The organism is Rhizobium sp. LjRoot258, from assembly GCF_964254185.1.
Lineage (GTDB): Bacteria > Pseudomonadota > Alphaproteobacteria > Rhizobiales > Rhizobiaceae > Rhizobium.
Genome location: NZ_CAXUST020000001.1, coordinates 1,918,621 through 1,931,086, shown reverse-complemented (window position 1 = coordinate 1,931,086; position 12,466 = coordinate 1,918,621). Strand labels below are relative to the sequence as shown.

Below are 12,466 nucleotides of genomic sequence, written 5' to 3'. Positions count from 1 at the left end.
GGAAGATAGGCGAGACGGCCGGTCCCGCACTCGACCGCCTGTTCGTCGCCATGGCGGCTTCGCGATCGATCCTTCCGACTACTTCCAGCTTCCAAGCAACCGGATCGTGGAAGTGATCGCCGCCTAGGGGAAAATCGCGGATGGCCGACGATCGGCCCTTCTCAAAAACACGGGAGCGCACCCCTGGTTTCGGGCGAAGACGATGCCCTCGAACAAGAGCGATATTGGAACGGGCGGGCTTCTTCTTCCCGGACATGCCGACCTCCCCGAACGACCCTGCGCAGGACCGAGTCGATGCGGCTGCTGATCAACGTCTTTATCGCGACCATGATGCTGCTGGGTTCGCTTGCCGCGCCCTGCATCGCCGAGCCTGTCGATCGTGCGCACGCCGACCGGCTCGTCGTCAGTGTCGCTACGACCTCCGACGGACACCATCGCGGTGACGGCCGATCTGTTTGGGGAGCACACTGCCAGCAGGACGGCATCGTCGCACAAGCGCCAGAAGTCCTTTATTCGCAGCCCAAAGCCGTCGCGTTTGGCGTCGTCGCTTCGGCCGCCTTTGCAGGCGCTCTCGAACCTGTCGAGCAACGTCCTCCCATCGCTTCCGTCTGATCTCGTTCGCTCGAATTTCCGACCAAAGGGAAGGGCATGACCTTGCGCGTGTCTATGTTTGCAAGCCACCTCAGTGGTCTATCTTCGTTGTTGAACATTTTGAATCAAACAGACCGGGGTGGGCGACGCCTTCGCCGGCTGGCGCTTGCCGTCGTCGCGATAGTCCCGAGCGGCTGCGTACAGTCGCTCGACGATCTCGGCGTGGCTTCGCACGACATCCCGCCGAAGCTGATGGCCAGCAGGCATGCGCCCGAGTTTCCGTGCTCTTCTCAAGGAAAACGGCGACGTCAAGCTCGCGGAGAAGGTCTCCGTCATCAAGTATCCAATCAGTCGCCCGGTGGCGGCGCTGGCCGATCCATTCGATGGAAGGGAATAGTGTGCCCCAATCGGCGCTGTATGCCGCCCAGTTCAACAATTGCACATTTGAAAGCGAGGACGCCATGCGAATGATACTTGTGGGGATGGTGATGCTTTTTGCTGCTGCCGCTGACGCCCATAACGCGCCATCGGGCTTCGCTTACACCCGTTATTGTTGCAACGGAGACGGTACCAGCGGCGATTGCCAGAGAATTCCGTCCAAGACTGTTCGTCCCCGCGCGGGGGGATATGAAGTAACGCTTCTGCCTGGCGATCACCGCTTAGCAACGCGCAAGCACGTCTTCCTGATCCCGCAGAGCCAAGCACTGGAGTCGCCCGACGGGGCTTATCACCTCTGCTTGTTTCCCAGCGAAAACAGAGTTCGTTGCTTCCTTGCTCCGCCAATGAGCTTCTAAGGCAGGTAGACCGTCGAACCAAGGACCGGGAATGGCGGGTGACGATGCCATGCATCTTCATGCCGTCGTCTGGGAACCACGCGTATCACTTCTCCCAAATACAGTGCCGCCCACCCACAGCGTCCTCCCTGTCCAGATGCTTGTCTCAAGCACGATAGGCAATCAGCACTGCGCCACCGGCGATCATGACAACACCCAGCCAGTTCGGCAAAGACAACCGTTCGCCGAGGAACAGGACTGCAAACAGCGCCACGAACACGACACTCAGCTTGTCGATCGGGGCGACACGAGCGGCGTCGCCGAGCTTGAGCGCTCGAAAATAACAGATCCACGAGGCTCCTGTGGCAAAACCGGAAAGCACGAGAAAGGCCCAGCTCTTCGGCGACACGCTCGATGGCTCCTGCCAGTTGCCGGTGACGTAAACCATTAGACCGGCGGCAAGGAGAATGACGATCGTGCGCACGAATGTCGCGAAGTCCGAGTTGACGTTCTCGATGCCGACCTTGGCGAAGATTGCCGTCAAGGCCGCGAACCCGGCGGAGAGAAGCGCCCAGAAGGGCCAAAAAAGAAGCAGATTTCTCATGCGGGCTGCCCCTGAGCGAGGAAGCGGACGATCGCGAGACCGGCGCACAGTCCACCAAGCGAGAGTAGAAGCGAGAACGCGACATAGGCTGCGCCGGCACCCCATTGGCCGCGTTCCCAGAGACTGATCGAATCCAGCGAGAAGGTCGAGAAGGTGGTGAAGCCACCAAGCATCCCCGTCGTCAGGAAGAGCCGAAGCTCCTGCGAAAACCCGCCTCGGATTGCAAAATATTCGGCCAGGACGCCCATCAAGAACGAGCCCGTGACGTTCACGGCCAGCGTCCCATAGGGGAATCCCATGCCGAACAGGTGTGCGGCAAGCTGGTTGGCGCCGTGGCGAACTGCGCCACCAATTCCGGCACCCAGAAAAACAATCACATAAGCCATGGGTCGTGCCTTTCAGGTTCCCGCCACTCAGTCGAGTCTGTGCCGCGTCAGGCGACGGCTTCCTGTTCCAGTGCTTCCTCGGTGCCGGCATCATGTCCGACGACGTCCCAATGCTCGATATGCTTGTAGATGACGACCTTGCCCTTGAGAAGATCGCCCTGCGTCCGGCAAAAAGCTTCGAGCTGGTCGCGGGGCGCGATGAGTTCGACGCACATGGTGAGATCCGGATTGGGGAGCTCGGAGCCCTCGTTCTGGAGCTTGCCGCCATTGCTATATCCGAAATGGGTGTGGTGGGCCGTGGCGTTCATGATGCTGGCGGTCTTCGCCTGCATCACGAGTTCGCGGTACAGTGGTCGCCCGCCGAAGATCCGCCCGCCGCTGCCCGGTGTCTTCTCGCGGGGCTTCATGTAGATGCGAACCATGCCGATTTCTTTCAGGGCAAGCTTGTGGCGTGTCATTGCGATCACCTTTTCTGGGGGGAGGGTGCTGGTCGACGAGGTCTTGATCGAGCGCAGGCGAACGCGGCCGACGAAGTCGCCGATCGCCTGAGCTTTGAGATCACGGAGATGGCGGACGGATACGTCCGGCGGGATGTCGTTCGCCGCGGCCGTCTTCGGGATGCCGAGGCGCTGCGACAGATAGATGCTAGAGTGGCCGCTGCAGAGATAGGCCAGGAAGCAGGCGACGGCGATGTAGACGGTATGTGTCGATCCGAAGAGCTCGATCCCCATCACCATGCAGGCCAGCGGCGTATTGGTCGCTCCTGCAAAGAGCGCGACGAAGCCGAGCCCGGCCAGGAGATCGGCGGGAGCGCCGAGAAGACCCGCGAGCGCATTGCCCAAAGCGGCTCCGATGAAGAACAGCGGCGTCACTTCACCGCCCTTGAACCCGGCGCTGAGGGTCACGATGGTGAAGACCGCCTTCCATAGCCAGCTCCAGTAGTGGATATGCGCCGGATCGAAGAAGCCGGCGATCGTCGCGTCGGCCGGATTAGGCGACCAGACGCCGAGGCCGAGATATTCGCGGGTGCCGAGTACATGGACGAGGCCGACGAGGATCAGCCCCGAGATCGCCGGGCGCATCGGGGCATAAGGGCAGATGGTCTTGAAGACCGACGACATGACATGGGAGGTTTCGGCGAAGCATCGGGCCGCGAGACCGAAGGCCACGCCCGCTGCTCCAACCTTCAGAAGCAGCAGAGCGTCGAGGTGGAAGCCGACGGCGTCTCCAGTCCCTGAAAGGAAGCCGATATGGTAGTGGATATGTTCGATGCCCCAGGCGTGGCAGGTCCAGTCGCCGGCGATCGCCGCCATAAGGCAGGGAATGAGGGCTTCATACTGCATCCGGCCGATCGTCAGGACCTCGAGGGCGAAGATCGCACCCGCGATCGGCGTGCCGAACACCGCTCCGAAGCCGGCGGCGACGCCTGCCATCAGCAGAATGCGGACATCCGCCCGGTCGAGCCGGAAGAGCTTGGCGAAAGCGCCCGCAATGCTGCCGCCGAGCTGGACCGCCGTTCCCTCGCGGCCCGCCGAGCCGCCGACCAGATGGGTCAGCAGCGTCGAGACGAGGATGAAGGGCGCCATGCACAGTGGGACGCCGCCGCCCGGTTCATGGATCTGCTCGACGATGAGATTGTTTCCGCCCTCGGCCGCCCGGCCGAAGCGCTGGTAGGTCATCACTGTTACGAAACCGGCGAGGGGCATCCCGTAGATGAGCCATGGATGGTCGAAACGAATCCCGGTTGCCTGGTCGAGCGCCCAGAGGAAGAAGGCGCACAGAGTTCCGACGGTGGCCGCCATCGGACCGATCACCGCGATCCATTTGGCCATGCTTCGGAGCTGCATGAAACGTGCGTCGACGAATTCTGCGACCGGCATCAGCGGGCCTCCCCGCAAAGGGGTCTGGCGACCATCGAAACGAGATCGGATTTTGTAAGGGAGAACGGTACTAGGTTGAATTCAGGCACGACTCTACTCCTTCGCCGGAACGGCGAGTTGAGTAGGAGTCATCAGCTTCGTCGAGGAAGCGGTTCGGCCACCATGGCCCGGCAGAATCCATTACCGAATCCTCCATATCGATAGGACAGCAATGCTGTCAAGGCAACGCGGCTCTTCGATTTTCATCTCCACTTCCCGTGGCGGCTTCGCTTGAACTTCGTCGCAACAAGCATAACTATGAAGGGACATGCGGTGGTGGAGTTCACCCTAAACAGCCGGTCCGGCCAATGACTCCTGCTCGATGAACAGCAGGAGTCCGTCAAATGGACGATCACAACACATCCCTGGACGGTCGCGCTCGCCCCCAAGAGATTCGCGATCCTGTCGCGCCCAACCAAACACCGTTGTCAAGGACACCCGGCTTGAACCGCAGCGAGCTTGGAACCGCGCCGGGTGCCGTCGTGTCGTCGGAAACTGGCGAGCCAAACGCCCTTTCGATTCCGTTCACTAGCATTCTGTTTTCGGAGACGGATCGTCAGCCCAGCGTCGGTCAATCGCACCAGCCTGAATGCTTTACCGATCTGAACCTCGACCAGATCGTCGCTTCGATCACGATCGGGTACGAGGAGTATGACCTGAAGCCGTTCTTCCATTCCGCGCTGACCGACTGCGACGCGATCGTCTACCGTCAGGAAATCGCGCGCGACGTCGAGGATGCGGAGGTAAGCGCGGTGATCAAAGCCTTCGCCGCCGGCATGCGGGCGGTCCGCGGCAATTTCGAGGAAATCGGCAAGCTGCACTACGACCTCCAGAAGCGGGCGGTGCTGCTCGATGCGATCGACGTCTACTGCGGCTCCTCCGTGGCACTTTCGCGCTCGCTGGAACAGCTTTCGCCGAAGTCGCGCGGCCTTCGGGCCTTCTCAGCGTGGTTGCGGGGCTATGTCGGCAGTTCGAGATTTGTGACGCTGGCAGCTACTGCAAAAGAGCTGCAGGCCCGCCTGGCGGCCGTCCGCTATTGCGTTCTCATAAACGGCAGCAAGGTAACGGTCCGCAACTACAAGGGCGAGGGCGACTACAGCGCCGAAATCGAGGGTGTTTTCGGAAAGTTCAGCCAGGCCGCGCCAAAGGATTACCTGCACGAGCTGCGCGACTGGAGCTGGATGAACCATATCGAGGCGAAGATCCTCGATCTTGTCGCCGCCCTCAACCCGGCGCTCTTCGACCGCCTGCAAGAGTTCTGCACCGCCGAAGACCGCCGATTCGTCGATCCGAGGGTTGCCGCCTTCGACCGGGAAATCCAGTTCTACTTGTCGTATCTCGCCCACATCGCACCCCTGCAGGAAGATGGCCTGCCATTCAGCTATCCGGTGATGAGCGCTGCGATCAAGGAGATGAAGGCCCTCGATTGTTTCGACCTTGCGCTGGCGGCGAAACTGAAAGCCGACGGCGACCGGGTGGTGACCAACGACGTGGCGCTGACAGGCGACGAACGCATTTTGGTCGTGTCCGGCCCGAACCAGGGCGGGAAGACGACGTTCGCCCGCACCTTCGGACAACTTGCCTATCTGGCGCGGCTCGGATGTCCGGTTCCCGGACGCGATGCCAGGTTCTTTCTTGCGGATCGCGTCTTCACGCATTTCGAGCGGCAGGAAGACAGCCGAAACCTGCGCGGCAAGCTGCAGGACGATCTCGTCCGCATCCACGACATTCTCGCTGCGGCGACGCCAAACAGCGTCGTCGTCATGAACGAGATATTCACCTCGACGACGCTGCGGGACGCGACCTTCCTCAGCCGCGAGGTGCTGCAACGAATCCTCGAACTAGATGCGTTCTGCGTCTGGGTGACCTTCATCCACGAACTCGCCGCCTATTCGGACCGAACCGTCAGCATGGTCAGCACGGTGGATCCGGGCGATCACGCCGTCCGGACGTATAAGGTGATCCGGCAGCAAGCGAGCGGCCGGTCCTATGCCCTGTCCATCGCGGAGAAATACGGACTGACAACCGAGCGCCTGAAGGAGCGCATTGAGCGATGAAAGCTCTCTTGATGCACCGAGATCGCGACTTCGACGTGAAGGCGCAATTGCCATGGAACCATCAGGCCTTGATAGAGGACCTGGCGCTCGACACGCTGTTCGATGCGATGTCCGGCGGCGACGCCTTCCTGCGGGAGGTGGCGCGATGCGCGATCCTGCTCGGGAGCTCCGGCTCGACCGACACCATCCAGTATCGTCATGAGATCCTGAAGGGCTGCCTGGAGCATCCGGCGGTCTGCCGCGAGCTCTATGCCATCGCCGTTGGGACGATCGGCCCGAAGGCGAAGTCGAGCTGGAGCTGGTATGGCAACCAGCCGTCTGCCACGCTCCGTCAGGCCGTCGACAAGCTGCAGGTGCTGATGGAACGCCTGAAAATTCTAAGAGAGGTCGCCGATACCCATTCCGGCACCTTCCGCTCCGAGGGCATGTGCAACCTTTTCGCCATGCTGCGAAGCGAGCTCGACGACAGCTATCTCGCGGCGGTCGCCAGCCACCTCGAGAGACTGGCGTTCACGAACGGCGTCCTGATGAGCGCCCGGCTGGGGAGAGGCAACAAGGGTGCGGACTACGTGCTCCGCAAGCCGCTTCCGGATCGGCGACGCTGGTTCGAGAAGCTGTTCGGCTGGAACGAAGAGGGCTTCACCTTCGCGCTCCATCCGCGCGACGAAAGCGGCTCGAGATCGCTGGCGGAGCTCGCCGACTGCGGCGTCGACCTCGTCGCCAACGCAACGTCGCATGCGCTCGATCACATCAACAGCTTCTTCGACATGCTGCGGCTGGAGCTGGCCTTCTACGTCGGTTGCCTCAATTTGCACGAACGGCTCGATGAACTCGGCGCGCCGTCCGTGTTCCCGTCCCCGACGGATGAGTCGCTAAAGCAATGTCAATTCGCGGGTCTCTACGACGTCTGCCTCGCCTTGAACACGGGCAGGAGCGTCGTCGGCAACGCCTTCGACAGCGGCGGGCGTCTGCTCGTGCTCATCACCGGCGCAAACCAGGGCGGCAAGTCGACCTTCCTGCGTAGCATCGGCCTGGCGCAGTTGATGATGCAATGCGGCATGTTCGTCCCGGCCGAGAACTTCGCCGCAAGTCTCTGCGACGGGGTGATCACCCACTACAAGCGCGAAGAAGACAATTCGATGCGCAGCGGCAAACTGGACGAAGAGTTGAGCCGCATGAGCGCGATCGTCGACCATTTCGACAGCGATGCCCTGACCCTGTTCAACGAATCCTTTTCCGCGACCAACGAGCGGGAAGGCACGGAGATCGCCCGCCAGATCGTCGGCACGTTGTTAGACCACCGCACGCGCATGTTCTTCGTCACCCACATGTTCGAATTTGCCAACGGATTTGCCGAAGAAGGCCGACGGGACGTGGCCTTCCTGCGCGCCGAACGGCACGACGACGGATCGCGAAGCTTCAGACTGATCGAGGGCACGCCGTTGCGCACGAGCTTCGGGGAGGACCTCTATCGAGATATTTTTGAAAGCACCTCCGATACGCGGTTGCAGGCGTGACTTGAGAGTCGTGCGGAACGGCAGCGTTGCTGGATCTGGTGTGCAGGAGTAAGATTCATCTTGATCCTTCGAGCAGGGCACGTTGGCTTGCGGCGAGGATCAGTGGACCAGGAGCGGTATGGGAGCATCGCGGAAGGAGGTCCGGAATGAACAACGCGCCCTCGAGCGACAGCCCGCGGACCCCCCCTCGGCAGAGGCCGGCGTCGTCTTCGCCGGCCATGTGCACGAAGTGACCGTCCATGCCGACGTTCTCGCTCTGCTGCCGGATCCGGAAACAGCGCGGACCTGTCTCGATGTCGCCGAAGACGCAGCCGGCGCCGTCCGCGGCACCATGGCCGCCGCACATGTCGGCGCCGATCCCGTAAGGATGATCGCCGCGCCGGAGGAGATCGACCTGCAGATGCTGCGAGACCTGGACGAAGGCTCGCCAGCACAGCGATTGGAGCGGGTCGCCGCCGCCTTCGAGAATTGGAAGCAGGACAATCCCGATAGAGAACGTCTCCTTCTGGACGACTGCCGCGGCGATCTCAATCGCTGCGTGACCAGCGAATGCCATGAGACGGCGCTCGTCGTCGCCCCGTGGCATGGCAACATGGATGCCCGCGACGCGTTCCATGATCTTCTGTTCAATGAACACAAGCTCGTCCTGGCGCCGCCACCCGGTCCCTATCGAGGCAGCCTGCTGGGACATGTGGTGATTGGCTGGAAACCGCATGATCATGCGCAGCGTGCGGTCGTCGCCGCCCGACGCTGGCTGGCCGCGGCCGATCGGGTCACGGTTCTATGCGTCAACGACAAGCCGGATAGAAGCTATCAGTTCACCGCGAGGGAGTTGCTTGACCAGCTTGGACTCAAGGGCGACGTCGTCGCAATCGGCTCGGGAAGCCGGTCCGTAGCTGAAGCCATCCTCGATTTCGCCAGCTCGGCGAATGCCACCTGCCTGCTGATCGGCGCCTTCAAGCACGGCTATTTCCTGGAACTGCTTCTCGGTCGTGTCACGCGTCATCTGCTGTCGCATGCCACGCTTCCGTTGATGATGAAGCATTAGGTCCGGCTGCGATCATTTGACGACCAGGACCTGGCAGGGCGCCAATTCGACCAGCCTGTCGGTGGTGCTGCCGATCAGACGGTTGTAGAGCGCCGAGTGGCCCATGTAGCCGATGACCAGCAGATCGAAGCGCTCCCGTTCGATGAAATCGGTGATCACCGGCACGGCATGCCCCACCCTGACATGCGTCTCGATCGTCACATGCGCCGTCGCCCAGCCAGGCTGCGGACGCTCCTTCAACGCCTGCGATAGACACCAAGGGCAGGCTGAGACGCGCTCTCTTTCTGTGACCACACGTCATCTTGCTACAAACGTGCCAAACTTGTAGCAACGCCTGGCCGGGTCGCCGGCTCTGGATCTTTAGGAGCGCACCAAAGCATCATGGACGCCGAACATCGTCTCGCGACGTATGGAAGCCTTGCGCCCGGCGAGGTCAATCACGGACAGCTCGACGGCCTTCGTGGCACCTGGCGTAAAGGCACCGTTCGTGGCCGACTTCTTGAGGCCGGATGGGGAGCGGGGATCGGCTTTCCCGGTCTGGTGCTTGATGACGAAGCCTTCGAAGTCCCTGTTTCAGTATTCGAATCCCCGGACCTTCCGAAACACTGGAAGCGTCTCGACGAGTTCGAGGGCGACAGCTATCAGCGTGGTGTCGCCAAGGTCACGGTTGGAGGCCAGCAAGTTGAAGCATTCGTCTACGCATTGGCGAAGATGACCTAACTATAGGCGTCCATTCGGTCGAACTGACATCGTCCTCTCCAGCATTTAGCATCGCGGCCAATGTCCGCAGCCCGATCTCGAGTTGATCCATTATGAAGTGGTTGGGCCGGTGTTGAGCCTCGTTGTCCACTTCGCTACGCTGCGACTTCCCTAATCGCTTGCGCAAAGACGGGCAAAGAGCGCTCGACCATCACATCGTTCGCGGTGAGGCTGATCCGCAGGCGGCCGGGCAACTGCGCGACGCTCCCCGGCAGAACCCAGACGCCGTCGGCCGCAAGGCGCGCCGCGAAGGCCATGTCGTCCGGGATCGGAGATCGCGGAATCAGATAGAAGGTGCCTTCGGGCACCGGTAGATCGTAGCCTGCTTCCCTAAGGCTTTCGACCATACGATCGCGGCGCCGCTCGAGGGCGGTAACATCGATGCAGAGCTTCTCAAGATCGGGCAGGGCCCGCTGCAGGGTTCGACCGGCGAAGGCCCAGCCATGCGATACCTGAGCTATGTCGACCGCCTCGCGCAGCCTCATGCGATCGGCCTCTGGCATGTCCGCCCCGAGGGCGAGCCAGCCGAGGCGCTCGCCGGGTGCAAGCAGAGTCTTGCCGTAGGAGTAGGCGATCAGCGTGTGCGGATAGCTATCGGCCGGGCTGATATGGGCGTTACCGCCAAACACTAGCCGCGCATAGGGCTCGTCGGCAAGCAAGTAGATCACCTTGCCGTGTCGCTCGGATGCCGCGGCAAGCATATCGGCGAGCGCATCGAGTTGAGCGCGCGGGAATATTCGACCGGTTGGGTTGTGTGGGGTATTCACCACGACGACGCGCGTGCGCGGCGTGATCGACGCCGCGATCTTCTCAATATCGAGATCGAAATTGACGGGCGACAGGTCCACGGCAACGGGCGTGCCGGCGGCTCCGCGAATCTGAGCGCCATAGGCGAACCAGCCGGGGCGCGGATAGATGACCTCGTCGCCCACCTCGAGCACGGCGAGCAGCGCCGCCGCTATCGCGCCGAACCCTCCGGCGGTGATGGCGATGTCGGCCGGTTCGTAGGACCGGCCGCGCGTTTCGCTCAGCTTGCGAGCGACCGTCTCGCGCGCCAAGGCATCGTATTTCTGGTAGCCGAACCAGTGAACGTCGTGCGGTTCAGCGTGGCGGACCAGCGCATCGACGAGGCCGCGCAACGGTGGCTCCTGCGGATTGCCGAACATGAAATCGCAAGCATCTGGACCGAGGCCATCTCCTTCGAGCACCCGTTGCGCGAAGTCCATGACCGCGCGCATTTCCTCTGTTACGGCGAGCATCCGGCTGGACACGGCGGCGATCGGCATGGCGCACCCCCCTGCGGGCGGCGCCTGTCCCTCGGTCAAATACGCCGCCCGACTCCGACAGTATCATCTGTCTGCCTCCCAGTCGCAGGAAAGCTCTCGCCGCTTTCCCGATGCCAGGGCGCGGATTCTGCAGATGGCCTTGAGGGCCCGGCCAATCGGACAATAAGCAACGGCGCACTGCGGTAACGCGGTTTGCGGCTGACGCGCCAGCTCAGATCCATACCAAAGCAATGTGAAGGGCAACTGTGCCACCAGGGGACGCTCGTGGTTATTCCACTAGCACCAAGGAGTTAGTGTCGTTCAAACGCTATTGGGAGGGGTCGATCCGAAATAGCGATGTGCCCGAAACCCACACCGAGCCAGCGCCATAACGGATGGCGTCTCCCATGCCTTCCGCGTCGCGGGGCGCATGGAACGTTCCAACAAGTTGATTGTTCTTGGCGTCGATCTTGATGACGGGCCACTCGCGCGAGGTGACCCATGTAAAGCCACCGCCAACCGCGATATCACCGCCACCGCCTGCTGCGCCGGTCTCAATCGTCGCCATCAGCTCATTGCTTCTGGCGTCGATCCGCTGCACCGTGCCGTCACCCTGGTTGACGACCCAAACCGACCCTTCACCGGATGCCAGGAAGCGCGGGCGTTCGCGCAGGGCGATCGTTGCGACAACACGATTGGTCACCGGGTCCACGCGATAGAGTTCATTCTTGTTGAACCCGGTGACCCAAACCGAGCCATGATCGAAAATGGCGGCGGCCCCACGTGCAGGCAATTGCAGCGTTGCTTCCAGTACACCCGTTGCGGCGTTGAAGCGGCTAAGCTCGCGATTGTAGTCTTTGGACGTGATTTTCTTTCCGGCCATTGTAACGACCCAGACGGCTCCCGCGCCGACACCAATGCTGCCTTCGCTGTCGGACAAGTCTGCGGGGATGCGCATCACGACCCGGTTTGCCTGCGGATCGATCTTGAAAATGGTCTTGCTCTCAATGTCCGGTACCCAAACCGCGCGCTCTCCGGTTGCGATCCCCCTATATGGCCCGATTGCTCCCTCGACCGGAATGTCGATTGTGCTGTTGTCAGCAGGGTTGAAACGGCCGAGGTGATTACCGCTCATCATCCATACGGAGCCAAATCCAAAAGCGATGAAATCACCCCTGCGCAAGATTTTTGCTTGAACCTTTAACTCCTGCTTTTCGTGCGCCATCGCTGGCTCGTCCGCCTGCGCGACGTCCAGGTTCGTGGCCGCAGCGAAGAGTATGCTCAGGAAAAATACTGATGCGGACTTCATCGTAATTCTCCGGACAAGTTGGCCGGCCGCGATTTCGCGCAGGAGATGCAAGCCTCGATACTGGACCTAATCTGTTTCCCTCGCAAGATAAGCGCGCCGCTGTCCATTCGCTGCGAGCGGTCGCTGGGTAGATGAGCCGCGAATTTGCGGGTCGGTCAAAAACAGAGGCTCTCGACGGCTGCTGTATTGCGCCAACTGCGGTCATCCGCCCCGGCTGTATTGGGGCAGAAGCTGTCGC

13 protein-coding genes and 2 riboswitches are annotated in these 12,466 nt (G+C 61.6%); of the genes, 7 read left to right on the top strand and 6 right to left on the bottom strand.

Features of this window, described 5'->3' with window-relative positions; translation table 11 throughout:
* Positions 1 to 294 precede the first annotated feature (294 nt).
* From ACSQ9D_RS09660 to ACSQ9D_RS09650, 3 genes are all read left to right on the top strand, one after another.
* The gene (locus tag ACSQ9D_RS09660) at positions 295 to 612 is read left to right on the top strand and encodes a hypothetical protein (protein ID WP_436282047.1); all 318 of its coding nucleotides are present in this window, start codon (positions 295 to 297) and stop codon (positions 610 to 612) included.
* A gap of 244 nt (positions 613 to 856) precedes the next feature.
* Positions 857 to 988 carry a hypothetical protein gene (locus ACSQ9D_RS09655; protein ID WP_436282046.1) on the top strand — a complete coding sequence of 44 codons (132 nt, stop codon included), beginning with the start codon at positions 857 to 859 and terminating at the stop codon, positions 986 to 988.
* Between the two features lie 64 nt (positions 989 to 1,052).
* On the top strand, positions 1,053 to 1,385 hold the full coding sequence (locus ACSQ9D_RS09650) for a hypothetical protein (RefSeq protein ID WP_436283805.1): 333 nt from the start codon (positions 1,053 to 1,055) through the stop codon (positions 1,383 to 1,385).
* A 145-nt stretch (positions 1,386 to 1,530) separates the two neighbouring features.
* Here the strand turns inward: ACSQ9D_RS09650 and ACSQ9D_RS09645 are convergent, their stop codons facing one another.
* Genes ACSQ9D_RS09645 through ACSQ9D_RS09635 form a run of 3 tightly spaced genes read right to left on the bottom strand, consistent with a single transcriptional unit; the run spans position 1,531 to position 4,234 of the window.
* Complete coding sequence (locus tag ACSQ9D_RS09645; protein WP_436282045.1) at positions 1,531 to 1,968, bottom strand: EamA family transporter; 438 nt, start codon at positions 1,966 to 1,968, stop codon at positions 1,531 to 1,533.
* The gene (gene crcB, locus ACSQ9D_RS09640) at positions 1,965 to 2,354 is read right to left on the bottom strand and encodes a fluoride efflux transporter CrcB (RefSeq protein WP_037063547.1); all 390 of its coding nucleotides are present in this window, start codon (positions 2,352 to 2,354) and stop codon (positions 1,965 to 1,967) included. The genes ACSQ9D_RS09645 and crcB overlap by 4 nt, the downstream gene beginning before the upstream one ends.
* 47 nt (positions 2,355 to 2,401) lie before the next feature.
* The gene (locus ACSQ9D_RS09635; protein WP_436282044.1) at positions 2,402 to 4,234 is read right to left on the bottom strand and encodes a DUF190 domain-containing protein; all 1,833 of its coding nucleotides are present in this window, start codon (positions 4,232 to 4,234) and stop codon (positions 2,402 to 2,404) included.
* Between the two features lie 115 nt (positions 4,235 to 4,349).
* Positions 4,350 to 4,428: riboswitch (Fluoride riboswitch) on the bottom strand.
* A 108-nt stretch (positions 4,429 to 4,536) separates the two neighbouring features.
* A riboswitch (Fluoride riboswitch) is annotated at positions 4,537 to 4,598 on the top strand.
* 118 nt (positions 4,599 to 4,716) lie between these two features.
* Here ACSQ9D_RS09635 and ACSQ9D_RS09630 point away from each other — a divergent pair.
* From ACSQ9D_RS09630 to ACSQ9D_RS09620, 3 genes are all read left to right on the top strand, one after another.
* Positions 4,717 to 6,330 carry a MutS-related protein gene (locus ACSQ9D_RS09630; protein WP_436282043.1) on the top strand — a complete coding sequence of 538 codons (1,614 nt, stop codon included), beginning with the start codon at positions 4,717 to 4,719 and terminating at the stop codon, positions 6,328 to 6,330.
* A complete protein-coding gene (locus ACSQ9D_RS09625) occupies positions 6,327 to 7,847 on the top strand; it encodes a MutS-related protein (protein WP_436282042.1) in 1,521 nt (506 codons plus the stop codon). Before ACSQ9D_RS09630 ends, ACSQ9D_RS09625 begins: the two co-directional genes overlap by 4 nt.
* A gap of 118 nt (positions 7,848 to 7,965) precedes the next feature.
* Positions 7,966 to 8,895, top strand: a complete 930-nt coding sequence (locus ACSQ9D_RS09620) for a universal stress protein (RefSeq protein WP_436282041.1) — start codon at positions 7,966 to 7,968, stop codon at positions 8,893 to 8,895.
* 12 nt (positions 8,896 to 8,907) lie between these two features.
* On the opposite strand, the gene ACSQ9D_RS09615 is transcribed toward ACSQ9D_RS09620, so the two are convergent.
* Positions 8,908 to 9,189 (bottom strand): universal stress protein, encoded by a 282-nt coding sequence (locus ACSQ9D_RS09615; RefSeq protein ID WP_436282040.1) that lies wholly within the window; start codon positions 9,187 to 9,189, stop codon positions 8,908 to 8,910.
* Positions 9,190 to 9,276: 87 nt separating this feature from the next.
* Here ACSQ9D_RS09615 and ACSQ9D_RS09610 point away from each other — a divergent pair, with 87 nt between their 5' ends.
* Complete coding sequence (locus ACSQ9D_RS09610) at positions 9,277 to 9,615, top strand: gamma-glutamylcyclotransferase family protein (protein WP_436282039.1); 339 nt, start codon at positions 9,277 to 9,279, stop codon at positions 9,613 to 9,615.
* 134 nt (positions 9,616 to 9,749) lie between these two features.
* Here the strand turns inward: ACSQ9D_RS09610 and ACSQ9D_RS09605 are convergent, their stop codons facing one another.
* Both ACSQ9D_RS09605 and ACSQ9D_RS09600 read right to left on the bottom strand, forming a co-directional pair.
* Positions 9,750 to 10,940 (bottom strand): aminotransferase class I/II-fold pyridoxal phosphate-dependent enzyme, encoded by a 1,191-nt coding sequence (locus tag ACSQ9D_RS09605; RefSeq protein ID WP_436282038.1) that lies wholly within the window; start codon positions 10,938 to 10,940, stop codon positions 9,750 to 9,752.
* Positions 10,941 to 11,247: 307 nt separating this feature from the next.
* Positions 11,248 to 12,228: a Vgb family protein gene (locus ACSQ9D_RS09600; RefSeq protein ID WP_436282037.1), complete on the bottom strand. Its 981-nt coding sequence runs from the start codon at positions 12,226 to 12,228 to the stop codon at positions 11,248 to 11,250.
* Positions 12,229 to 12,466 lie beyond the last annotated feature (238 nt).

What these genes read in the sequence shown, in the direction of transcription:
- ACSQ9D_RS09605 (WP_436282038.1), bottom strand. Translation starts at nt 10,940, where the DNA reads ATGCCGATCGCCGCCGTGTCCAGCCGGATGCTCGCCGTAACAGAGGAA.
- ACSQ9D_RS09660 (WP_436282047.1), top strand. Translation starts at nt 295, where the DNA reads ATGCGGCTGCTGATCAACGTCTTTATCGCGACCATGATGCTGCTGGGT.
- ACSQ9D_RS09645 (WP_436282045.1), bottom strand. Translation starts at nt 1,968, where the DNA reads ATGAGAAATCTGCTTCTTTTTTGGCCCTTCTGGGCGCTTCTCTCCGCC.
- ACSQ9D_RS09650 (WP_436283805.1), top strand. Translation starts at nt 1,053, where the DNA reads ATGCGAATGATACTTGTGGGGATGGTGATGCTTTTTGCTGCTGCCGCT.
- ACSQ9D_RS09625 (WP_436282042.1), top strand. Translation starts at nt 6,327, where the DNA reads ATGAAAGCTCTCTTGATGCACCGAGATCGCGACTTCGACGTGAAGGCG.
- crcB (WP_037063547.1), bottom strand. Translation starts at nt 2,354, where the DNA reads ATGGCTTATGTGATTGTTTTTCTGGGTGCCGGAATTGGTGGCGCAGTT.
- ACSQ9D_RS09655 (WP_436282046.1), top strand. Translation starts at nt 857, where the DNA reads ATGCGCCCGAGTTTCCGTGCTCTTCTCAAGGAAAACGGCGACGTCAAG.
- ACSQ9D_RS09635 (WP_436282044.1), bottom strand. Translation starts at nt 4,234, where the DNA reads ATGCCGGTCGCAGAATTCGTCGACGCACGTTTCATGCAGCTCCGAAGC.
- ACSQ9D_RS09620 (WP_436282041.1), top strand. Translation starts at nt 7,966, where the DNA reads ATGGGAGCATCGCGGAAGGAGGTCCGGAATGAACAACGCGCCCTCGAG.
- ACSQ9D_RS09600 (WP_436282037.1), bottom strand. Translation starts at nt 12,228, where the DNA reads ATGAAGTCCGCATCAGTATTTTTCCTGAGCATACTCTTCGCTGCGGCC.
- ACSQ9D_RS09610 (WP_436282039.1), top strand. Translation starts at nt 9,277, where the DNA reads ATGGACGCCGAACATCGTCTCGCGACGTATGGAAGCCTTGCGCCCGGC.